The sequence below is a fragment of the Hymenobacter oligotrophus genome (assembly GCF_003574965.1).
Lineage (GTDB): Bacteria > Bacteroidota > Bacteroidia > Cytophagales > Hymenobacteraceae > Solirubrum > Solirubrum oligotrophum.
The window spans coordinates 1-21,280 of sequence record NZ_CP032317.1; the positions used below are offsets into that span (position 1 = coordinate 1).

A 21,280-nucleotide genomic window follows, 5' to 3' on the forward strand; every position below is an offset into this window, starting at 1 on the left:
ATGCAGAAGGATTGCCGTACCGTTTGGGCCAATTGCCTGCGCGTCATCCGGAGCAGTGTCGGAGAGCAGAGCTTCCGTACATGGTTTGAACCCATTGTACCGGTAGGCCTGCAGAAGAACCTGCTCATTATTCAGGTTCCTAGCCAATTCTTTTACGAATGGTTGGAGGAGCACTATGTTGACGTGCTCAAGAAGGCCATTGTGCAGGAACTCGGCGCCGAAGGCCAACTGGAGTACTCCATCGTGGTCGACCAAGGCAACGAGCAGGCCCGCCCGCGTACGGTAAACTTGCCCGCTACCCGCGGCGGAGCGCCTCACCGGCCGCCCACGCACACGCCCATGGCAGCGCAGGTGCGCCCCATGGCGCCGCAGCAACCCAGTGGTGCGCAGGCCGGGCAGCAAAACTTTGCCGGTGCCAACAGTGCCGCGTACCCCAAGCGCCAAACGCCGCCGGCCGCCGCTGCTGCCGTAGCCGCGGCTGCCGTGGCACCGCCGCCACCGTTGCGCAACCCCTTTGAGGTGCGCGCCGTGTCGGACCGCAGCTACCTCGACTCCCAGCTGAACCAGAACTACACGTTCACGAACTACATCGAGGGCTCGTGCAACCGGTTGGCGCGCTCGGCGGGCTGGGCCGTGGCCAACAAGCCGGGCACCACCTCCTTCAACCCGCTGATGATTTACGGCGGCGTGGGCCTAGGTAAAACGCACTTGGTGCAGGCCATCGGCAACCACATCAAGGAGCATTCGGGCAACAAGTTCGTGCTGTACGTGTCGGCCGAGAAGTTTACCAACCAGTTTATTGAAAGCCTGAAAACCAACTCGGTGCAGGATTTCGGTAACTTTTACCTGCTGGTGGACATCCTGATTCTGGACGACGTGCAGTTCCTGGCCGGTAAAGACCGCACCCAGGAAATGTTCTTCCACATCTTCAACCACCTGCACCAGGCCGGCAAACAGGTTATCATGACCTCCGATGTGCCGCCGCGCGAGCTGAAGGGGTTTGAGGAGCGTTTGTTGTCGCGGTTTAAGTGGGGCCTTACCGCCGATCTGCAAAGCCCTGACTTTGAGACGCGCGTGGCCATCATCATGAACAAGATGCAGGCCGACGGCATCGACATTCCGCCGCAGGTAGTGGAGTACCTCGCGTACTCCGTGGAAACCAACGTGCGCGAGCTGGAAGGCGTGCTGATTTCGCTGATTGCGCAGTCCTCGCTGACGCGCCGCGAAATTGACCTGGAAATGGCCAAGCAGGCCCTGCGCCACATCATCGAGGATGTGGAGGCGGAGGTAAACCTCGACTTCATCCAGAAGACCGTGGCCGAACACTTCGGCATTGCGGTGGACTTGCTAAAGGCCAAAACCCGCAAAAAGGAAGTAGTTACCGCCCGCCAGGTGGCGATGTACTTCGCCAAGGAGCACACCAACCACTCGCTCAAGAGCATTGGTTACCACTTCGGCGGCCGCGACCATAGCACTGTAATTCACTCGGTGCAAACCGTGTCGGACCTGATTGACTCGGACAAAACCTTCCGGACAACCATTCAGGAGCTGCGCAAGAAATTTACAAGCAAGTAGCCTGTAGCGCGGGCTTGGCCACGCCTTCCTGCGGTTCAGCCCGCGTTTGCCAGAACATATTCGTCTGGGCAGCTCCGCGCGGTACCAATCGTTCTGCTAAACGCGGGCTAAAGCCCACGCTACATAAAAAAGCCCGCAGCAATGCGGGCTTTTGCATTTCAGAGCACCTAGGGCTTACAGCTCGGAAGCCGAACGCTCGCGCAGCTCAAGGCCGTTGCGCTGGGCAAAGTTGCTGAGCATGCCGCGCAGGTTTTGCCGCCGCTGGCGGCCGCGCACTTGGCGCAAATTGAGGGCGTAGCTGGTACCATCGTGCAGGCGGAGCAGCAGCTGGTTGGGCTCTAGGTCGAGGGCCCGCATTTCTTTGGCGGCAAAAGGCTGCTTGGGGGCAAACAGGCCAGACTTATGCACCAGGTAATCGGGCGTGATTTCGAGGTAGGTTTGGGTGCCGAACAGCGGCAGGTTCTGCACCGAGATATAGAGCAGGAACACCACCGCCAGACCTAGGAACATCCAGTCGAGGTAGCGCAGCACGCCGGGCGTGCGGTTTGGGTCGCCGAGGATGGAAAGCAAAGGGTAGGCTACCGCTACCAAACCGAACACAAACTGCCCGAAAAACGGGACGCGGGAGGTGTTGGCCGGCTGCAGACCAATGCGGGTATAGGATGACGGCATAGGCAGGGGAGAGATTCAGCCGGCAAAACTAATACAAAACCGTTGGGTGCGGATTTAAGCACCCGGAGCCGCAACGCCGCGGCGTGCGGCCCCGGGTGGCTGTTCACTTCAGCTTAGCCTCCAAAGTCATTTCGGGTACGGCCGAGAGCAGCTGCGAAATGGGGCAGTTTTGCTTGGCGTCTTCGGCGTATCGCTGGAAATCCTCGGCGCTGAGGTTCGGTACCTGGCCAGAAGTAGTGACGGCAATCTTTACCACTTTGGGCGACATGTTGCCCGGGTCGAGCGTCACCTTCGACTCGGTGCGCACCTGTGTGGGCGAGTAACCTTCGCGGGTAAGCAAGCTCACCAGGTACATGGTGTAGCAGGAGGCGTGGGCGGCTCCAATCAGCTCCTCGGGGTTGGTGCCCTTCTGGCCCTCAAACCGGGCGCCTACCGAATAGGGGACCTGAACCGTGCCGCTTTGCGTCGTGATTTCGCCGCTGCCTTTGATGTCGCCGTTCCAGACGGCCGTACCGCGTTGGTTGATCATGGTATTTGGGATAGGGGTGTGGGAGAATGAGCTGATGCGGTTTTAATACCAACAGAACAATGCGGAAGTTTAGGAAAGCAATGTAGTCATCGTATTCGCGCCGTATTATTCGTCAACATTATGGATGCAACGAGAAAAACAATTGGCTTTATCAATCTGACAGTTGACTTACGTAAGGCATTTATCTGTTTGGGATGGTTGGGTTTGGCTTTGTTTCTAATCGACTAATTGTTCGATTACGTGCCTCTTGAAACCACGCATGATGGCTTACTCAAAGTGTTCAATAAACTTAAAAACCTGTTATTCTTTATTGTTTGGCCTGGCGCTGTGCTCCTGCATATCAAGCCAGTACTAAGTGAGCGGCAATGGTCTGTCGTGCGAATAATAAGCGTAATAATCAGCATGCCGTGGCTGTTAGTAGCCCTAGCGTTATCAGCCTTTGATAATGAAGAAAGGTGGAGAGACCGGCAGGTTGTATATCGGCATGCTACCAATCCAGAAGCGCGAATTGCCGCGCAGTATTTGGAAGATTGGCCCACGATCAACCAAGAAGAACGGGTTGTAAAGCTCACTCCTGTGCTGGCGTTGTGGCAGCGCGTCGAACCCGTAGATACGGCCACTTTCGACACAACGGGCTGGCAGCGCGTACCGCAATAGCCGCTACATTTACCGCCCCGCCTTTTCCTCAAGTTCTTCCGCATGGGCCTGAAGTCCTTCCTGAGCCGCCCGCTCGCCGCCTACACCGTTAGCCAGTACCAGAAATGGGCGCACCAGCCCGAGGTGGCCCAGCAGCGCATTCTGCAGAACCTGCTGCAGCAAGGCACCGCCACGGCTTTCGGCCACGACCACGGCCTAGCCGATGTGCGCTCGGTGCAGGACTTTCAGGCGCACGTGCCAGTGCGCGACTACGAGGCCCTAGGTGCGTACTTCAACCGGGTGAAGGAAGGGGAGCGGGACGTGCTCTGGCCGGGCAAGCCGCTGTACCTGGCTAAAACATCGGGCACTACCTCCGGCACTAAGTACATCCCCATCAGCCAAGACAGCATCGGCAACCACATCAACGGGGCCAAGGATGCTCTGCTACACTACGTGCACCGCACGGGCAAGCCGCAGTTTCTGGATGGCAAGCTCATCTTCCTCTCAGGCTCGCCCGAGCTAGAAGAGGTAGGCGGCATCCCGACGGGGCGTTTGTCGGGCATCAGCAACCACCACGTGCCGGCTTACCTGCGCCGCAACCAGCTGCCGAGCTACGCCACCAACTGCATTGAGGATTGGGAGCATAAGCTCGACCGCATTGTGGACGAAACCCTAGGTCAGCCGATGACGCTGATTTCGGGCATCCCGCCGTGGGTGCAGATGTATTTCGATCGGCTTACCGCACGCACGGGCAAGCTGGTAGGCGAGGTATTCCCCGAGTTCCAGCTGTTCGTGTACGGCGGCGTCAACTTCGAGCCCTACCGCCGCAAGCTGCTCGAAAGCATCGGCCGCTCGGTAGATACGCTGGAGCTGTTTCCGGCCTCCGAAGGCTTCTTTGCTTTTCAGGACGAGCCCGGTAACCCCGGCATGCTGCTGCTGGCCAACGCGGGTATCTACTTCGAATTTATTCCGGCCGAGCGGTTCTTCGAGCCCAACCCGCCGCGCCTGACGCTGGCCGACGTAGAGCTGGACAAGAACTACGCCTTGGTGGTAAGCTCCAACGCCGGCCTGTGGGGCTACTCCGTGGGCGACACGGTACGCTTTACCAGCTTGCGCCCGCACCGCGTGGTGGTATCGGGCCGCATCAAGCACTTCTTGTCGGCCTTCGGCGAGCACGTGATTGGCGAGGAGGTGGAGCAAACCTTGCGCGAGGCGCTGCAGCAGTTCGCGGAGGTGGAGGTGACGGAGTTTACCGTGGCCCCGCGCGTGAGCGAAAACAAAGCCGAACCCTCGCGCCACGAGTGGCTGGTTGAGTTTGCCCGCCCGCCCCACGACCTAGGCGCCTTTGCCGCCGCATTGGATGCGGGTCTGCGCCGCCGCAACGTGTACTACGACGACCTGCTCGCGGGCAATATTCTGGCGCCGTTGCTGCTCACGCCGCTGCCGGCTGGCGCTTTCCAGCGCTACATGAAAAGCCAGGGCAAACTAGGCGGACAGAACAAAGTACCTAGGTTGAGCAACGACCGGAAGCTGGCCGAAGGGTTACAAGCAGTTGGGTAGCCGAGTTCAGCCTGACTCATCTTTGCGCGTACGACTTAGTGTTGCTACGGTGCTCGATGACCTTGCCGAAGCTTGCGGCGCTGCTCCTCTATGCGGGCGTAAATTTTGTTGAAAAAGCGGTTGCGCTCTTTCTCCGACACCTGACTGATGAGCGTTGATTTCTCCGTTTGAACGCGCATCCACTGTTTTACCTCGGTGCAGAAAGAGGCATCGGTGGTGTGCAGGTAATCCATGCCGTTGTAGCTCACCAGCACGCGGTCGTGGCCCTCGGCGGCGGTCAGGATGGTGTTGTCGAGCAGCAGGATTTCGTTGAAGTAGAGTTGGTAAGGCGCTACCTCTAGATTGTGGCGCAGCGTGCGGCCCGCAATGGCTTGCCGCTGAATGTGCTGGACTAGCGCCTCTAGGGTATCGAGCAAGCGCGGCACGTCGGCGGGTTGCTCGTAGAGGCCGGCGTCGTGGTAGTACTCGATTTGGCGCAGGGTGCTGTTTACCGTTTCGTCGTTCCAAATTTCGACCGTGGGCATGCGCAAGTATTGCTCGGCGGCGGCGGCTCCCGCGGCTATTACCTCGTTGGGGATGTGCTGGGCGGCGTAGCGCAAGTTGCTGAAGGCCTCAACGGTTTTGATGGTTTTCAGCCAGAAAAACACCTTAAACCGGGCCAGCTCCGGAAAAAGAAAGTGGTAAATGGCCGGAATATCCTTGGCGGCGTAGCTGATGTGCGCATTGGCCGCGGCCGCTTGGCCGAAGTAGCTTGCCGTGTAGCGCAGGTAATCACTGATGCCGCCGGGCTGGGCGTTGATGCTCATGCGCTGAAACGTGACCGACTCGCTCGGACTGGTCAGCAAATCGGTAAGCGGCAGCTGGAAGTGCTGGGCCAGGCGCGTGGCCTCGTCGAGTGATAAGGCGGTTTCGCCGCGCAGGCGGCGGTAGGTGCTATCGGTGCTGAGCTGCAGCACATCGGCTACTTCATCAACCAGCGACAAATGCGCGGGCAAGTGCCCCCGCAGTCGGGCAAAAAAAGCGGTTTGGGCCGGCAGCGCAGGAACAGACTTAATGGATAACCCCATAAAACGCGAACGGCTGCCCTAGGTAATACTTGCAAAATCTGAGTTGGCAGGCCGCCGAAGTTGCAATAAATACCGCTTGCGGCAAACTCTGCGGGCGTTGAGGCGGGCAGTTGCAATTTCTGCAAGTGGCGGAGCCGCAGAGCTCGGCAAGGCCGTTGGGCGGCAGGTGGCCAGTGCTCTAGCTTTGGGCAGTGCTGCGTTTCACCTAGCCCAAACCATGTTATGAAGAAATTGCTACTCTGCCTCGCCGCGCTGTTGAGCGCCCACCTAGGGCACGCGCAGAAGACAGTTGCGAAGCTCAACACCGTAAGCCTGCTGTACCGCACGGCTTCGGTGCTGGCCGAGCGGCAAGTGCATCCAGCAGTCAGCGTGCAGCTGGGCGTGTTTTACACCCACAGCACCGGCCAGATGTTCAGCGACCGGGAGCTGTCGGGTTTTGGCATTACGCCCGAAGTGCGGTTCTATCCCTCCGGCACCGCTTTGCAAGGTTTTTACCTAGGGCTGTATGCGCGTTACCAGCACTTCCGGGCGCACGAGGACATCAAGCAATCAATGTTTCCAACTCGCCCCGAAGACCAAACCCTGCCCGGTCGGCCCATCGACGGCACCATCAACGCCTTTGGACTGGGCTTAACCACTGGCTATCAAGTGCGCATAACCAAACACCTCCGGCTCGATCCGTTTGTGGGCCTGGGTTTCAACACGGCCTTCAGCAACGTAACCACGCCGGGCTTTACCAACCACGAGTTTTACACCGCCCAAACCCACGACGGCGCCGAGCCACGCCTGGGCCTGGCCGTGGGCTACGCGTTTTAGGGCTGCTCGCGCAAGGCCGGCCGCTGCGTGATTTCGTGGTAGCAAATCACGTCGTCGGCGAAGTAGTGCAGCACCATGCTTTGGCGCGTGCGATGGGCAGCTTGGATGGGCATGCCGCCGTGCAGCAGGTTGGCGTGCCACAACAGCACGTCGCCGGCTTGGGCATGAAACTCCTCGGGGCGTAGCTGGTTTTGCTGCACCACGGCCTCGATGGCGTTTTCGTAGGCTTTGTAGGCCGATTCGCCGATGGTGAAATGCGTGTTGCCGTGCGGGTAGTCGTTGTTGAGCACGTAGGGCAGGCGGTGACTGCCGGGGTAGTAAAACACCGGCCCGTTGCTGGCGTCGATGTTCTCCAGGGCAATCCAGGCAGCCACCATGTAACCCAGGGGGTAGGTGGTCATGTGGATGGTATCGGAGTGGGCGCGCTGCTGGCTGCCCTGGATGAAGTTGATGCTCTGGAACGGATGCGTCACGGGCTTGCCCAGCAGAAAGCCGAGTACCGCGTGCAGCTCGGGCTTGGCCACGATGCGCCGAATTGCCTCCGATTGGTGAATGGCGAACATGATTTTGACGTGGCTGTAGCGCCAGTTGGCTTCGCCTTGCCCAATCAGCCGCTCAATTTCGCCGTTGATGGTGGCCACTTCATCGGGGCTGAAAAATCCACGCAGCACCATGTAGCCGCGCTCCGACCACAACCGAATACCCTCCTGAGTAGCTGGCGAAAACTGCTTAAACTCCGGGTAGTTGCTGGCTGCGAGGCGGCTGTCGTGCACATCGAAGCGCGGCGGCTCGCCGGCACCTAGGGCTTTGAAGTCGTCGGAAGACACCGATTGGTACACGCGCTTGCGCAAGCCGTAGCGGCGGTACAACTGCTCGTTGTGGCGCAGTTTGCGCTGGTGCAGAAAGTTGTAGACCGTGTACGTTAGCTTCAGGGAACGAAGCTTGTGGCGTAAGAAATCGAGCATGGAGAAGCCGCAATTGCCAGTTTCGAAGGTACCGAAAACCCCAGAGTACGCCGCAACCTAGGGCAAGCAACAAACCGTAAAGCGGGTTTCCTGCCGGGATTGTGTTCTTTTGCGCAGAAGGCTTTCAGTACCGGGTCTTTCGCTTTTGCCGTGGCTACATTCAATAAACGCTCCTTATACACCGCCTGCCAAACCTACGTGCAGCAGCGCATCGATACTTGCCAAGCGGCCATTCAGGCCGCGCAGGAGTCGGCCAACAGCGAAACCAAGAGCAGCGCCGGCGACAAGTACGAAACCGGCCGGGCCATGGCCCAGAACGAGCGCGACCGTAACGCCGTGCAACTGCACGAAGCCAAGAAGCTACTGGCCGAGTTGGAACGCATCGATCCGGAGAAGCCATGTGATGCAGTGTGGCCGGGTGCCTTGGTGCGCACTAACATAGGGCAGTTTTACGTCGGCATCAGCGCCGGCAAGCTCGCCATTGATGGGGCTGAATATTTCGCGGTATCGGCCGCGGCGCCCATTGCGGCAGCTTTAAGCGGCAAGCGCGCGGGCGAGCAGGCTACTTTCAACGGAAAGCAGATCCGAATCGAGGCTGTGGTGTAAAGACAAGTACCTTTGCTTACCAGTGCCGCCCGCAGTTGCAGGCATTCTCGCTAGCATGTCTTCGTATCAGCCCCGTTCTCTTGCCCTCCTAGGTTCTACCGGTTCCATCGGCACCCAAACGCTCGATGTCGTGCGGGCCCACCCGGGGCGCTTCTTGGTAGTAGCTCTCACCGCCCAGCGCAATGCCGACTTGCTGGTGGCGCAAGCGCGCGAATTTCGGCCCGCGGTAGTGGTAATTGGCGACGAAGCCCAGTACGCCACGGTGCGCGAGGCCTTGACTGATCAGCCCGAAACCCAGGTAATGACCGGGCTCGATGCCTTGGCCGAAGCCGCCGCCCGTCCCGATGTGGATGTGGTGCTTACGGCGCTTGTGGGCTACGCTGGCTTGCTGCCCACCATAGCGGCCCTTAAAGCCGGCAAAACCATCGCCCTGGCCAACAAGGAAACCCTGGTGGTGGCCGGGCAGCTGGTTACGCGCCTGGCCCGGCAGTCCGGCTCGGCCATTTACCCCGTCGACTCGGAGCACTCGGCCATTTTTCAATGCCTGGTAGGGGAGGAGCCTAATTCGGTTGAGAAAATCATCCTCACGGCTTCGGGTGGGCCTTTCCGGGGCCGCTCGGCGCAGGAACTGGCTACCGTAACCAAGGCCCAGGCCCTGAAGCACCCCAACTGGGACATGGGCGCCAAAATCACCATCGACTCGGCTTCCCTGATGAACAAAGGCTTGGAGGTGATAGAAGCCAAATGGCTTTTTGGGCTGACCGACGAGCAGATTGAAGTGGTAGTACACCCGCAAAGCATCATTCACTCGCTGGTGCAGTTCACGGATGGCTCGCTGAAGGCGCAGCTCGGGCTACCCGATATGAAGCTGCCCATTCAGTACGCCCTGGGTTACCCCGAGCGCCTGCCCAACAATTTTCCTCGGTTCAGCTTCCTGGATTACCCACAGCTCACCTTCGAGCGGCCCGATGGCGACACCTTCCGCAACCTGCCGCTGGCGTTTGAGGCCATGCGCCGGGGCGGCAACGCGCCGTGCGTACTCAACGCCGCCAACGAGGTAGCCGTAGCCGCGTTCCTGCGCGACCAGATCGGCTTTCTGCAATTGCCCGATGTGGTAGAAAACTGCCTCGCCCGCGTTTCGTACCTTGCCGAACCTTCGCTCGACGACTACGTGCACACCGACGCCGAAACTCGGCGGGTGGCTTCGGAGTTGGTGAAGTGAATTAGTTGTCAGTTGTTGGTTGTTAGTTGTCAGTAAGCAATGTCATGCTAGAGCGTCCGTATACCGAACTGCAGGTATGGCAACGGTGCCGGGCGTTGGTGGGGCAGATTTACGACCTGACGCGCGGTTTTCCCCGTGAAGAGATGTTGGGGCTGACAAACCAGATGCGGCGTGCGGCGGTATCCATTCCCTCGAACATTGCGGAAGGCTGCGGACGCCAGCACCAGCGCGACACAATCCAATTCTTGTTTGTGGCTCGCGGTTCGTTGTTCGAACTCGAAACACAATGTTATTTGGCAGCTGATCAGCAATACCTCTCAGCCGAGCAACTGCAGGCGGTGCTTGCCAACCTCAACGACTGCCGAAAACTGCTACAAGGCTTCATTCGCTACTACCGAAACCTCTCACCTTCGTCGGGAACAACCCTGCCTGACAACGGACAACTAAAAACTGACAACTAAAGCAACGAATGGATATTCTGGTAATGGCTGGCCAGCTGCTGCTGGGGCTCACCATTTTGGTGGGCGTGCACGAAGCAGGGCACATGCTGACGGCCAAATGGTTTGGAATGCGCGTGGAGAAATTCTCCATCGGCTTTCCGCCCAAAATCTTTGGCAAAACCATTGGCGAAACCGAGTACATGATTGGTGCGGTGCCCCTAGGTGGCTTCGTGAAAATCACCGGCATGGTGGACGAGTCGCTCGATACCGAGAGCCTTAGCCAAGAGCCCAAGCCCTACGAGTTCCGGGCCAAGCCGGCTTGGCAGCGCCTCATTGTGATGCTCGGCGGCATTATTGTAAACGTGCTGACGGGTATTCTCATCTTCACGCTGCTCACCTACAAGTACGGCGAAAGCTACCTGCCCGCTACGGAGGCGCAGCGCTTTGGCGTGGTGCCCAACGAGCTGGGCAAGCAAATTGGCTTCCGGCCCGGCGACCGTATCGTGAAAATCAACGGCCGCCCGTTCGAGCAGTTCAACGACGTGTACGATGTGGACGTGGTGCTCGGCAACGGCAGCTACTACACCGTGGAGCGCGCAGGCCAGCTCATCGACATTCCGGTGCCCCAGGACTTTATGGACAAGATGGCCGACCAGGACCAGGCCTTGTTCGTGCAGCCGCTCGACCCCTTTGTGGTGGACGAGGTAGTGCCCGGCGGCCCGGCCTCCAAAGGCGGCCTGCAACCCAACGACCGCATCGTGCGCGTGGGCAGCGCCAACATCGAGTTTTTCCCGGAGCTGCAAGCGGCGCTGAAAGTTAACGCCGGCAAAGCCACGCCGGTAGTGGTAGCGCGCGGCGACCAAACCCTTACGCTGACGCTGAACGTGGACGAAGAAGGCAAGGTAGGTTTCCGGCCTAAATCGTTGCTGAAGTACAGCACCCGCGATTATAGCTTAGCCGAGGCCGTTCCGGCCGGTACCAAGCAAGCTTTCGGTATTGTAGCAGCGCAGGTCAAGGCTTTTGGCAAAATCTTCCGCGGCGAGGCTTCGGTAAGCAAATCCCTAGGTGGTCCCATCGAAATTGCGCAGCAGTACGGCGGCCGTTTCGATTGGCTGAAGTTCTGGACCCTGACGGGCATGCTCTCGATGGTGCTGGCGTTCATGAACCTGCTGCCCATCCCGGCGCTCGACGGCGGCCACGTGATGTTCCTGACCTACGAAATGCTATCGGGCCGCAAGCCTTCCGACAAGTTTTTGGAAAACGCCCAGAAGGTAGGCATGGTGCTGCTGCTCTCGCTGATGGCCTTCGTGCTCATCATCAACCCGTTCATCAAGTACGTGCTGTAGCCCCTAGGTAAACTACTCGCAACTGCCGTAATGCCATCTTCTCCGCAAGATGGCATTACTTTTTCTTGGCGGTTGTTGAGTCCATAATTCATCTAGTCTTCCTTACTCATGCGTCGTTTCGTTGCTTTCCTGGGTGCATTGCTGGTAGCCCTTGCGGCGTGGGCCCACCCGTACCACGCCAGCATCATGGAGGCCAAGCTGAATCCCAAAACGCAGCAGCTCGAAGTAGCCCTTAAGGTATTTACCGACGATATGGAAACGGCCCTGTCGCAAGGTGCGGCCCGCCCCGTGCGCCTGCTTGAAACCCCCGCTGCCCAGCTCACGCCCTTAATCAGCAACTACCTACGGCGCAGCATTGCCGTGGGTACCAAGCCCGGCGAAGCACTGCCCCTGAACTACCTAGGCATGGAGCGCGAAAAAGACGCCCACTGGATATACTTCAGCGTGAAGCTGAACAAACGCACGCAAGGCATCAACCTGAGCCACCGCCTGCTGATGGAGCAGTTCTCCGACCAAATGAACATTGTGAACCTGGAGGCCAACGGCAAAAAGCTAAGTGCCCTGTTCCGCAGCGGCAACGACACGCAGCGCATAAGCTGGTAGCCGTTCCCTTGGCTGTCATTGCGAGGACGAAGGACGAAGCAATCGGTCCTGAGCTGGGCGCTACCGCTCCTTCAGCAGCAACCGTAAACCGGATATGCGCCACCATCGCTACTTTGTTTACATCCTCACAAACCAGAACCACATGGTGCTCTACGTCGGCGTTACCAACGACCTAGGGCGCCGTGTGACTGAGCATCGCTCCGGTGTGCACCAAGGCTTCACGAAGCGCTACAACGTAACCAAGCTCATCTACTTCGAAGAGTACACAGACATCAACGCAGCTATTGCGCGCGAAAAGCAGTTCAAAAGCGGCTCGCGGCAGAAGAAGCTGGACGCTGTGGCCAGCCTGAACCCGAACTGGGATGAGTTACTGCCCTAGGTGGGTTTTCGCTTAGTGCTGGCTGAAGGGTTGTGCCCTGCCCAGGACCGATTGCTTCGTCCTCGCAATGACAGCTGGTTATTGAAAAAAGTCGCGGGCCCGGAGCTGATACAGCTCCGGGCCCGCGACTTTTTCTGGCCGACCTAGGGGGTGGCTAGTTCCAGCCGCCGGCATCCTTGTCGGCGGGTTTCTGCTCCGATTCGGGCTTGATCAGGCGGAACTCCACGCGGCGGTTGATGCGCATGTCCTCCTCAGTTACTTCTTCCTTAAGCGGCTCGGTGCTGCCGTAACCGCGGCTCTCAATGCGGTTGGGTTTGAGCTTGCCTTTGGTTTCGATGTAGCGGCGAATGGCGTCGGCGCGGTCTTGCGAGAGTTTCTCGTTCACGTCGGGGTCGCCTTTGGCATCGGTGTGGCCCGAAATGCGCAAGCGGTGGTTCGGGTGGTCGACCATAAACACCACGATGCGGTCGAGGGTGACGTGCATCGAAGGGAGGATGTTGGATTTGCCTTGGTCGAACTCGATGTTGCGGAAAATCAGCGGGATGTTGTAGTCGATGCTGGTGGTCATCAACTTCATTACGGTATCCTGCTTCAGGCTAAACTGCTTCTCCACAGTAAAGTACTCGGGGCTCTGGATGAGCATCACGTACTTCGAGCCGTCGATGAGGTCGAAATCAAACGAGCCATCGGGGCGGATGTACTTCGAGGCCACTTCAATGCCGTTGTCGACATCGATGATGCTCACAATGCCGCTGAGGGGCTTCTGCGTTACCGAATCGACGAGCGTACCCTCGAAGCGCGTGGTGGCCAGCGGCTGGGCTTCCATGGGCAGCGGGAAGGAGTACAGGTCGAGGTTCTTCATCTTCTTCTCCTCCGAGCGGGCGTAGTACAGGTTCTTCGATTCGCCGTCGATGGTGAAGTAGTACTCCGAACCCTTGCCATTCACGAGCGGGCCGATGTTGATGGGCTCCTGCCAGCGGCCTTTGGTGCGGTAGGCTTTGTAGATGTCGAAATCGCCGAAGTTCAGCAGCTGCCCGCGCGACGAAAAGTACAGTACGTTGTAGAGCGGGTGGTAAAAGGGGCTTACCTCGCTTTCGCGCGTGTTGATGATGGGGCCCATGTTCTGGGCCTTGGCCCACTGCCCGTTCTTCAGCTTGTGGGTAAACCAAATGTCGGACATGCCGAAACCACCTAGGCGGTCGGAGGCGAAGTACAAGGTGTCCTCGGTGCGCGACAGGGTAGGCTGCGAGTCCCAGGCGTTGGAGTTCACCTGCATACCTAGGCTTTGCGGCACCGTCCACTGGCCGTTTTTAAACTGGCTCACGAACAAGTCGCAGTTGCCGTGGCAGGTGGGGCACTCGCAGCGCGAGAAATACATGGTGGTGCCGTCCTTGGTAAGGCAGGCCGAACCCTCGTTGTAGGGCGAGCTGATGGGCTTGGGCAGGGCCTCGGCATCCGACCACGACTCGCCCTGGCGCTTGGCCATGTACAACTCCTCGTCCACGATGTTGTGCAGGCCGCGCGTTTTGCGCTTCGAAGAGAAGATGAGCTGCTCCGAGTCGTCGTGGTAGCTAGGGCCGTAGTCCTCCACCTGCGAGTTAATGCCCTGGCCCATGTTGGTGTACACGCCTTTGGGCGGCCGGAAGGTGGCAATGTTCTTCCGGTACTCCACAATTTCGTAGTACGTTTTTAGGGGCACGTACAGGTCGGCGTCCTTCTGCTCCAGCGAGTCGTAGTACAGCTGAATTTTGCTGACGTCCTGCCGGTGGTGCTTCAGGGCCAAGCGGTAATAGGCCTTGGCTTTTTCCTCGTTGCCGGCGCGCTCAAACAATTGCCCCAGGCGCCAGAGCATCATGTTGTCCTTGCTGAAGTTCTGGATACCGAAGTTGGCCACGTACTGCTCCAGCAGGTTGCGCGCCGGGGTCCAGCTTTTGCGCTTTTCGGCGCGGGCTATTTCGCGCAGCGCTTTTTTGTCCTGGAAATAAGCAACACGATTGATGTTGATAAAGTCTGGGGTGGCATCGGGACGCACCCGAAGCTGGCGAACCTTGCCCGAAAGGGCGCGCTGGCGGTACGGCTTATTTTGCGCGGCAAGCACACCCGCAAAACACAACCCCACCAGCAGCAAAAAAAGTGGGCGAATCAGACGAAACATAGGAAGGTAGTCGGCACGAAAGCCCAACGTGAAGCGGGAGCTACGGCCTTCAAAAATATAGCTTTTAGCTGATGACGCAGTGCCCGGCTGACGCCTTGTCGGCGGTAAAGTGCAGGCATGGCGCTTGGCAGTGCCCTAGGCGCACGTGGCACGGCACTTGACAAAGCGGTATCTTCGTTTAGTGGACGGCAGCGTGGGTGCTTTTTTCTGCCAATCTGGCGCTGCTGTCGTTTCCTTCTCTATGTCGAAAAATTCGAATCCGCGCTTTCCAGCTTCCTTCCTGCTCATGACCGAAGACCCTGATGGAATGGTGTCGGTAGTATCGTCCGACTCGGAGCAGGAACCCGCGGCGCAAGGCGAAGCGCCGGAAAAACTGCCCATTTTGCCCGTGCGCAACACGGTGCTGTTTCCGGGGGTGGTGCTGCCCGTTACGGTTACGCGCAAAAAGAGCATTCGGCTGGTGCGCAAGGCCTACAAAGGCGACAAGCTGATTGGCGTTATCGCCCAGAAAAACTCCAATGCCGAAGACCCCGTGCTGACCGACCTCTACCAGGTAGGCACCATGGCGCGCATCCTGAAGCTGCTGGAGCTGCCCGATGGCAACACCACCATCATCATTCAGGGCCAGCAGCGTTTTCGGTTGGCCGAGATGGTGCAAACCACGCCCTACTTTACGGCGCAGGTAGACTACTTGCCTGAGCTGCTACCCACTCGCCAGACCAAGGAAGTAAAAGCCTTGATGGCCTCGCTGAAAGAAGCGGCCACCAAGATGCTGAAGCTGAACCCCGAAATTCCGCAGGAAGCCCAGGTTGCCCTCGACAACATTGAGTCGCCGGGCTTTCTGATTCATTTTCTGTCTTCGAACCTTAACGTTGAGGTAGGCCAGAAGCAGCGCCTGCTCGAGATAAACGAGGCTGTAGAGCGCGGCACGCAGCTGCTCGAGCTGTTGCTTAAGGAAATCCAGCTGCTCGAGATTAAGCACGAAATCCAGAGCAAGGTCCACACCGACATCGACCAGCAGCAGCGCGACTATTTCCTGCGCCAGCAGCTGAAGGTGTTGCAAGACGAACTCGGCCACGAGGGCCCCGACCAGGAGCTGGATAAGCTGCGTCAGCGCTCAAAGGACAAAAAGTGGCCCGAAACGGTAGCCAAACACTTCCAGAAAGAGCTTGATAAGCTAAGCCGCATGAACCCGGCCGCCGCCGAGTACCCGGTGAGCCTGAACTATGTGGAGTTCTTGCTCGATTTACCGTGGGGCGAGTACACCAAGGACAACTTTAACCTGAAGCGCACCCGCAAAATCCTCGACCAGGACCACTACGGCCTGGAAAAGGTGAAGGAGCGCATTCTGGAGTACTTGGCCGTGCTGAAGCTGAAACAGGATTTGCGCGCGCCCATTTTGTGCTTGTACGGCCCTCCTGGCGTGGGCAAAACGTCCCTAGGTCGCTCTATTGCTACGGCCCTAGGTCGGAAATACGTGCGCCTGTCGTTGGGCGGCGTGCGCGACGAAGCCGAAATCCGCGGGCACCGCAAAACCTACGTGGGCGCCATGCCGGGCCGCATCGTGTCGCAGATTAAGAAAGCTGGCGCCTCCAACCCGGTGATGATTCTGGACGAGGTGGATAAGCTGTCGTCGGATTTCCGCGGCGACCCCCAAGCGGCGCTGCTTGAGGTGCTCGATCCGGAACAGAACTCGACGTTCACCGACAATTACCTGGAGGTAGAGTACGACCTCTCGCGTGTGCTGTTCGTGGCTACTGCCAACTCGCTCGACACCATTCACCCGGCCCTGCGCGACCGGATGGAGATTATCGACCTGACGGGCTACACGCTGGAGGAGAAAACCCAGATTGCCAAAAAGCACCTTTGGCCCAAGCAAGTAACCGAGCACGGCCTCACCCAAAAGGATGTAACCATCAGCACCGCCGCCGTGCAGCGCGTGATTGACGATTACACCCGCGAATCGGGCGTGCGCAGCCTGGAGCGCAAGCTGGGCGCGTTGGCGCGCAACATTGCCAAGCACAAGGCCATGAACGAGCCCTTTCCGGGCAAGCTCGAGCCCGATGATGTAAGTAAAATCCTAGGTGCTGCTATCTTCGACCGCGACCTGTACCAGGACAACGAAACCGCCGGCGTGGTAACGGGCTTGGCCTGGACTTCGGTAGGCGGCGACATTTTGTTCGTGGAGAGCCTGCTGAGCCGTGGCCGTGGCAAGCTCACGCTTTCGGGCCAGCTGGGCGACGTGATGAAGGAATCGGCCGTGACGGCGCTGAGCTACTTGCGCAGCCGCGCCGAGGAGCTGGGCATCGACTACCGCGTTTTCGACCAGTACGACCTGCACATTCACTTCCCCGAAGGCGCCGTGCCCAAAGACGGCCCGTCGGCCGGTATTGCCATCTTCACCAGCATTGCCTCGGTATACACGCAGCGCAAAATTCGCTCGCACTTGGCCATGACGGGCGAAATTACCCTGCGCGGCAAGGTGCTGCCGGTGGGCGGCATCAAGGAGAAGTTGCTGGCCGCCAAGCGCGCCGGCATCCGCGACGTAATTCTGTGCGAGAAAAACCGCAAAGACCTGCAGGACATTCCGGCCGAGTACCTCAAGGGCATTACCATTCACCACGTCGACCGCGTGGACGACGTGGTGCGCGTGGCTTTGCTCGACGAATTAGTGACAAACCCCATGAAGCTGACCGTGCGCGACGAAACCGCCGCCCCCGCTCCGCTGCATGCAGTGGAGGTGCAATAGCCAAGCGTTGGCTTACATCAAACGGCGCCGCACTACGTTAGTGCGGTGCCGTTTTGCTTAATGGCGTGTGCTACATCCGCCGCCAGCCGGCTATCTTAGCTACGATGATTCGACCCGTACGCCGTTTCCTAGGTGCTCTGTTGGTGTTGCCCGCTTTGCTGCTGGGCAGCGAGGCGTACGCGCAAATAGGCGGGCAGCGGGCGTTTGCTTCCCTAGGTCTGCCACCTACGGCTTACCTAGCCGGGGTAGGCGGGGTGAGCGTATCGGGCCGCAACAACGACCCCGGCATGCTCTACGGTAACCCGGCCCTGCTCAACAGCGACATGGACGGCCGCCTAGCCCTGAGCCACGGCGACTACCTGGCCGACATTAGGCAGAGCACTGCCGCCTACGTGCGCAACACCGAGCGGCTTGGGCGCTGGGGCTTCGGGCTGTCGTACCTGAGCTACGGCGACTTTGAGATGTACGACCCGGCCGGCACGCCCCTAGGCCAGTTTTCCGTCAACGATTACCACCTCAGCCTCACCAACGCCCACACCTTCGGCAACTTTACCATGGGTGCTACGGCGCGCTTGGCGGTAGCCGGCATTGCGGGCAACCATTCGGTGGCGGTGCTCACCGATGTGGGCAGCGTGTTTAAGCATCCCGAGCAGGACTTTACCGTTGGCTTAGCCGTGAAGAACCTAGGGTACCAGCTGAAACCTTTCGAGGGCAGCAGCCGCGAGCCAATGCCGTTTGATGTGCAGCTAGGCGCCAGCATCAAGCCCGAGCACATGCCCGTGCGCTTTACCATCACGGCGCACCACCTGTATCAGCTCGATATCGTTTACCTCGACACCTTGCAGCAACGCCGCCAGAGCCTCGATGGGCAGCAAGAAACACCCAAAAAGAGCCTAGGCGACAAAATTGCCCGGCACTTTGTGGTGGGTGGCGAGCTGATTTTGGGCAAAAGCCTGAACGTGCGCGTGGGCTACAACCACTTGCGCCGCCGCGAGCTGCGCCTTGATAATGTCTCGGGCGGGGCAGGTTTCTCGTTTGGCGCGCTGCTGAAGCTTGGGGCCTACCAGTTCGAATACACGCGGGCTATTTACCACGTATCGGGCGGCACTAATTACCTCACGTTGTCGCGCAACGTGCACGAGTTGTTCGGCAAAAAGGAGTAGGACCGTTGCGCCAGCTGTCAATGCGAGCAAAGCGAAGCAATCGGTCCTGAGCTGAGCACAACCGCTCACCTAGCACTAAGCGAAATGTAGCGCGGACTTTGGCTACGCCGACCTTCGGTTGTAGTTCACGTCCCCGGATAGTAATTGCTGTTTCCGGACGTAGGGATGCCGCGCGTGTAGCGCGGACTTCAGTCCGCGTTTGCCAGAGCGAAGTGGGTGGAGCAAAACTCACGGTATCACCCGTTCACACCAACGCGGGCTAAAGCCCGCGCTACGTGGTTTTCGCTTGCTGCTGGCCGAACGGCCGTGCCACGCCCAGGACCGGTTGCTTCTTCCTTCGTCCTAGCAATGACAGCGGGGGACTTGCTCTGCCAGAACGGCACGCCTAGGTTTTCGCCACAGTTTTTGCAGCCTGGGCAACCCTTACCCCATTGCTCAGTATCTAATCAGCTGGCGCGCCCTAAGCGTGGCCCCTTGCTCATGCTCGACTCTGCAACGTTTCTCACCCCGGCTCAAATCGTAGCCGAACTCGATAAATACATTGTTGGCCAGCACGATGCCAAGCGCAACGTAGCCATTGCGCTGCGCAACCGCTGGCGCCGCCTGCACGCGCCGCAGGAGATGCAGCGCGAAATCGTGCCCAACAACATCCTAATGATTGGCTCGACGGGCGTCGGCAAAACCGAAATTGCCCGCCGCCTGGCTGCCATTGCCGATGCGCCCTTTACTAAGGTAGAGGCCTCCAAATTCACGGAAGTAGGCTACGTAGGCCGCGACGTGGAAAGTATGGTGCGCGACTTAGCCGAACAGGCCGTGCACCTGGTAAAGCAGCGTCGCAAGGAGGCCGTTAAAGCCCAAGCCGCCCAAGCCGTTGAGGATACCATCCTCGACGCGCTGATTCCGCCCATCCAAGGCACCGGTGCCTCGGTGGTTAACAAGCCGGGCCTAGGTTTTGGCGGCATGGCCGCTTCCGACGATATGCCGCAAACCGATATGGAGCTGAACGAACGCACCCGCGAGCGGTTCCGCGAAAAGCTGCGCCGCGGCGAGCTGGAAGACCGCCGCATTGAGGTAAAAGTGCAGCAGGGGAGTGGCCCTGGCATTAGCACGCTGGGCGGGCAAGCCGGCCTCGACGAAGCCTCGCTGCAGGGCCTACAGGATATGCTCGGTTCGATGATGCCCAAGAAAACCCGCAAGCGCAAGGTTACCATTGCCGAGGCGCGCAAAATTTTGCTCGACGAAGAAGCGGCCAAGCTCATCGACATGGACGAGGTGAAAGACGAAGCCATTCGCATCACCGAAAACGCGGGCATCATTTTCATCGACGAAATTGACAAAGTAGCCAGCAGCAGTGGCAGTCAAAAAGGCGGCCCCGATGTAAGCCGCGAAGGTGTGCAGCGCGATTTACTGCCTATTGTGGAGGGCTCGGCCGTGAGCACCAAGTACGGCGTCGTCAACACCGACCACATTCTGTTCATCGCCGCCGGAGCGTTCCACGTCAGCAAGCCCTCCGACCTCATTCCGGAGCTGCAGGGCCGTTTTCCTATTCGCGTAGAACTTCAAAGCCTCACCAAGGACGACTTTTACCGCATCCTGAAAGACCCCAAAAATGCCCTCACCAAGCAGTACGAAGCCCTGCTGAAAGCCGAGGAAGTGGAACTGACCTTTGAGGACGCCGCGCTGGAGCGGCTTGCCGAAATAGCCTTTGAGGTTAATAGCGAGGTAGAAAACATCGGTGCCCGCCGCCTGCATACCGTGATGAGTCGTTTGCTCAACGACATTCTGTTCGATGTGCCCGACCGCATCGGGGCCAATGCCCACATCCTCATCGACCGGGCTTTGGTAGACGAGCGCCTGCAGAACATGGTGAAGAACCGCGACCTGAGCCAGTACATTCTGTAAGGCGCCCTAGGTGCCGCAACCGTAAAAAGGGCAGCCGAAGGGTTGCCCTTTTTGCTTTCTTACGTAGTGATTGGCAAACCCTCCGTTCCATCTATGCACTACTACATCATCACCGGTGCTAGCCGCGGCCTAGGTAAGGCTTTGGCTGAGCAGGCACTGGCCCGCCCCGATACCACCGTGCTAGGAGTGTCGCGGCACGCTACCATCGAACACCCGCGCTACCACCATCAACCACTTGACTTTTCGGATGTGGTAGCCGTGGAAAACAACCTCCACAAAGTATTCATGACGCGGCCCGATGCCAGCAGCATCACCCTCATCAACAACGCGGCCGTGGTGGGCGAAATCGGCTACCTGGGCGAGCACCAAAACGAGCACTTCGCGTTTGTGTTCGACGTGAACGTGATTGTGCCGGCCATGCTTATGAACACCTTCCTGAGTGCCTACGGCAACCTAGGGTGCCCGCGCACGGTGCTCAACATTAGCAGCGGTGCCGCCCAGCGTCCGGTCGATGGCTGGGGAGCGTACTGCGCTTCCAAGGCGGCCCTGGATATGCTTAGCCAGGTGGCCCAGCACGAGCAGGAGCTACGCGGCTCGGGTGTGCGCATCCGCAGCCTGGCGCCGGGCATTGTGGATACTGAAATGCAGGAGCAAATCCGCAGCTCCGATGAGCGGCAGTTCAGCCAGGTAGCGCGCTTCGAGGCCTACCACCGCGAGGGCCACTTAGCCCAACCGCAAGAGGTAGCCCAACGCATCATGCGCTGGATTACGCAACCTACCCCCGCGCAAGAGCCCGTAGTGCTGCGCATCGACACCTTGCCCTAGGTTGGGACGAAGTATTTAGTATTGGGCAGTCGGGATCAAGCTAATCAGTACCAGCGAAGCATCTTCCAGC

General features: G+C 59.0%; 19 protein-coding genes. 14 read left to right on the forward strand and 5 right to left on the reverse strand.

The annotated features are described in order from the left end of the window. A complete protein-coding gene (gene dnaA / locus D3Y59_RS00005) occupies positions 1–1,575 on the forward strand; it encodes a chromosomal replication initiator protein DnaA (protein WP_119443170.1) in 1,575 nt (524 codons plus the stop codon). A gap of 174 nt (positions 1,576–1,749) precedes the next feature. Here dnaA and D3Y59_RS00010 read toward each other — a convergent pair whose 3' ends face one another. Both D3Y59_RS00010 and D3Y59_RS00015 read right to left on the reverse strand, forming a co-directional pair. After that, entirely contained in the window at positions 1,750–2,247 is a 498-nt protein-coding gene (locus D3Y59_RS00010) for a hypothetical protein (protein WP_119443171.1), read from the reverse strand. Positions 2,248–2,350: 103 nt separating this feature from the next. Further along, positions 2,351–2,776: an OsmC family peroxiredoxin gene (locus tag D3Y59_RS00015; protein ID WP_119443172.1), complete on the reverse strand. Its 426-nt coding sequence runs from the start codon at positions 2,774–2,776 to the stop codon at positions 2,351–2,353. Positions 2,777–3,004: 228 nt separating this feature from the next. On the opposite strand from D3Y59_RS00015, the gene D3Y59_RS18095 reads away from it, so the two are divergent. Together D3Y59_RS18095 and D3Y59_RS00020 are read left to right on the forward strand one after the other, a co-directional pair. Then, complete coding sequence (locus D3Y59_RS18095; protein WP_162910424.1) at positions 3,005–3,433, forward strand: hypothetical protein; 429 nt, start codon at positions 3,005–3,007, stop codon at positions 3,431–3,433. Between the two features lie 42 nt (positions 3,434–3,475). Continuing rightward, a complete protein-coding gene (locus D3Y59_RS00020) occupies positions 3,476–4,972 on the forward strand; it encodes a GH3 auxin-responsive promoter family protein (RefSeq protein WP_119443173.1) in 1,497 nt (498 codons plus the stop codon). A 44-nt stretch (positions 4,973–5,016) separates the two neighbouring features. On the opposite strand, the gene D3Y59_RS00025 is transcribed toward D3Y59_RS00020, so the two are convergent. Next, positions 5,017–6,039 carry a helix-turn-helix domain-containing protein gene (locus D3Y59_RS00025; protein WP_119443174.1) on the reverse strand — a complete coding sequence of 341 codons (1,023 nt, stop codon included), beginning with the start codon at positions 6,037–6,039 and terminating at the stop codon, positions 5,017–5,019. Between the two features lie 222 nt (positions 6,040–6,261). Here D3Y59_RS00025 and D3Y59_RS00030 point away from each other — a divergent pair, with 222 nt between their 5' ends. Beyond that, positions 6,262–6,855, forward strand: coding sequence for a DUF3575 domain-containing protein (locus tag D3Y59_RS00030; RefSeq protein ID WP_119443175.1), 594 nt, complete (start codon positions 6,262–6,264; stop codon positions 6,853–6,855). Here D3Y59_RS00030 and D3Y59_RS00035 read toward each other — a convergent pair. Further along, complete coding sequence (locus tag D3Y59_RS00035; RefSeq protein ID WP_119443176.1) at positions 6,852–7,820, reverse strand: phytanoyl-CoA dioxygenase family protein; 969 nt, start codon at positions 7,818–7,820, stop codon at positions 6,852–6,854. The genes D3Y59_RS00030 and D3Y59_RS00035 overlap by 4 nt on opposite strands. Positions 7,821–7,970: 150 nt before the next feature. Between D3Y59_RS00035 and D3Y59_RS00040 the strand changes: the two genes are divergently transcribed. The 6 genes from D3Y59_RS00040 (at position 7,971) to D3Y59_RS00065 (ending at position 12,416) form a co-directional block, all read left to right on the forward strand. Next, a complete protein-coding gene (locus D3Y59_RS00040) occupies positions 7,971–8,426 on the forward strand; it encodes a 3-oxoacyl-ACP synthase (RefSeq protein WP_119443177.1) in 456 nt (151 codons plus the stop codon). 55 nt (positions 8,427–8,481) lie between these two features. Then, positions 8,482–9,648, forward strand: coding sequence for a 1-deoxy-D-xylulose-5-phosphate reductoisomerase (locus D3Y59_RS00045; RefSeq protein WP_119443178.1), 1,167 nt, complete (start codon positions 8,482–8,484; stop codon positions 9,646–9,648). Between the two features lie 44 nt (positions 9,649–9,692). Continuing rightward, on the forward strand, positions 9,693–10,109 hold the full coding sequence (locus D3Y59_RS00050; RefSeq protein ID WP_119443179.1) for a four helix bundle protein: 417 nt from the start codon (positions 9,693–9,695) through the stop codon (positions 10,107–10,109). An 8-nt stretch (positions 10,110–10,117) separates the two neighbouring features. Further along, positions 10,118–11,434 carry an RIP metalloprotease RseP gene (gene rseP / locus D3Y59_RS00055; RefSeq protein WP_119443180.1) on the forward strand — a complete coding sequence of 439 codons (1,317 nt, stop codon included), beginning with the start codon at positions 10,118–10,120 and terminating at the stop codon, positions 11,432–11,434. Positions 11,435–11,542: 108 nt separating this feature from the next. Next, complete coding sequence (locus D3Y59_RS00060) at positions 11,543–12,037, forward strand: DUF6702 family protein (RefSeq protein WP_162910426.1); 495 nt, start codon at positions 11,543–11,545, stop codon at positions 12,035–12,037. A gap of 94 nt (positions 12,038–12,131) precedes the next feature. Continuing rightward, entirely contained in the window at positions 12,132–12,416 is a 285-nt protein-coding gene (locus tag D3Y59_RS00065; protein ID WP_119443182.1) for a GIY-YIG nuclease family protein, read from the forward strand. A 154-nt stretch (positions 12,417–12,570) separates the two neighbouring features. Here D3Y59_RS00065 and D3Y59_RS00070 read toward each other — a convergent pair whose 3' ends face one another. Then, entirely contained in the window at positions 12,571–14,571 is a 2,001-nt protein-coding gene (locus D3Y59_RS00070; protein WP_119446248.1) for an OmpA family protein, read from the reverse strand. A 286-nt stretch (positions 14,572–14,857) separates the two neighbouring features. Here D3Y59_RS00070 and lon point away from each other — a divergent pair, with 286 nt between their 5' ends. From lon to D3Y59_RS00090, 4 genes are all read left to right on the forward strand, one after another. Continuing rightward, on the forward strand, positions 14,858–17,320 hold the full coding sequence (lon, locus tag D3Y59_RS00075) for an endopeptidase La (protein WP_119446249.1): 2,463 nt from the start codon (positions 14,858–14,860) through the stop codon (positions 17,318–17,320). 104 nt (positions 17,321–17,424) lie between these two features. Next, complete coding sequence (porQ, locus tag D3Y59_RS00080; RefSeq protein ID WP_119446250.1) at positions 17,425–18,483, forward strand: type IX secretion system protein PorQ; 1,059 nt, start codon at positions 17,425–17,427, stop codon at positions 18,481–18,483. Positions 18,484–18,963: 480 nt separating this feature from the next. Beyond that, positions 18,964–20,385, forward strand: a complete 1,422-nt coding sequence (gene hslU, locus D3Y59_RS00085) for an ATP-dependent protease ATPase subunit HslU (RefSeq protein WP_119443183.1) — start codon at positions 18,964–18,966, stop codon at positions 20,383–20,385. Between the two features lie 93 nt (positions 20,386–20,478). Further along, positions 20,479–21,210: an SDR family NAD(P)-dependent oxidoreductase gene (locus D3Y59_RS00090; RefSeq protein WP_119443184.1), complete on the forward strand. Its 732-nt coding sequence runs from the start codon at positions 20,479–20,481 to the stop codon at positions 21,208–21,210. Positions 21,211–21,280: the final 70 nt, after the last annotated feature.

Coding starts and splice junctions, on each gene's coding strand:
- dnaA (WP_119443170.1), top strand. CDS start 1: ATGCAGAAGGATTGCCGTACCGTTTGGGCCAATTGCCTGCGCGTCATC.
- D3Y59_RS00010 (WP_119443171.1), bottom strand. CDS start 2,247: ATGCCGTCATCCTATACCCGCATTGGTCTGCAGCCGGCCAACACCTCC.
- D3Y59_RS00015 (WP_119443172.1), bottom strand. CDS start 2,776: ATGATCAACCAACGCGGTACGGCCGTCTGGAACGGCGACATCAAAGGC.
- D3Y59_RS00020 (WP_119443173.1), top strand. CDS start 3,476: ATGGGCCTGAAGTCCTTCCTGAGCCGCCCGCTCGCCGCCTACACCGTT.
- D3Y59_RS00025 (WP_119443174.1), bottom strand. CDS start 6,039: ATGGGGTTATCCATTAAGTCTGTTCCTGCGCTGCCGGCCCAAACCGCT.
- D3Y59_RS00030 (WP_119443175.1), top strand. CDS start 6,262: ATGAAGAAATTGCTACTCTGCCTCGCCGCGCTGTTGAGCGCCCACCTA.
- D3Y59_RS00035 (WP_119443176.1), bottom strand. CDS start 7,820: ATGCTCGATTTCTTACGCCACAAGCTTCGTTCCCTGAAGCTAACGTAC.
- D3Y59_RS00045 (WP_119443178.1), top strand. CDS start 8,482: ATGTCTTCGTATCAGCCCCGTTCTCTTGCCCTCCTAGGTTCTACCGGT.
- D3Y59_RS00050 (WP_119443179.1), top strand. CDS start 9,693: ATGCTAGAGCGTCCGTATACCGAACTGCAGGTATGGCAACGGTGCCGG.
- rseP (WP_119443180.1), top strand. CDS start 10,118: ATGGATATTCTGGTAATGGCTGGCCAGCTGCTGCTGGGGCTCACCATT.
- D3Y59_RS00060 (WP_162910426.1), top strand. CDS start 11,543: ATGCGTCGTTTCGTTGCTTTCCTGGGTGCATTGCTGGTAGCCCTTGCG.
- D3Y59_RS00065 (WP_119443182.1), top strand. CDS start 12,132: ATGCGCCACCATCGCTACTTTGTTTACATCCTCACAAACCAGAACCAC.
- D3Y59_RS00070 (WP_119446248.1), bottom strand. CDS start 14,571: ATGTTTCGTCTGATTCGCCCACTTTTTTTGCTGCTGGTGGGGTTGTGT.
- lon (WP_119446249.1), top strand. CDS start 14,858: ATGACCGAAGACCCTGATGGAATGGTGTCGGTAGTATCGTCCGACTCG.
- porQ (WP_119446250.1), top strand. CDS start 17,425: ATGATTCGACCCGTACGCCGTTTCCTAGGTGCTCTGTTGGTGTTGCCC.
- hslU (WP_119443183.1), top strand. CDS start 18,964: ATGCTCGACTCTGCAACGTTTCTCACCCCGGCTCAAATCGTAGCCGAA.
- D3Y59_RS00090 (WP_119443184.1), top strand. CDS start 20,479: ATGCACTACTACATCATCACCGGTGCTAGCCGCGGCCTAGGTAAGGCT.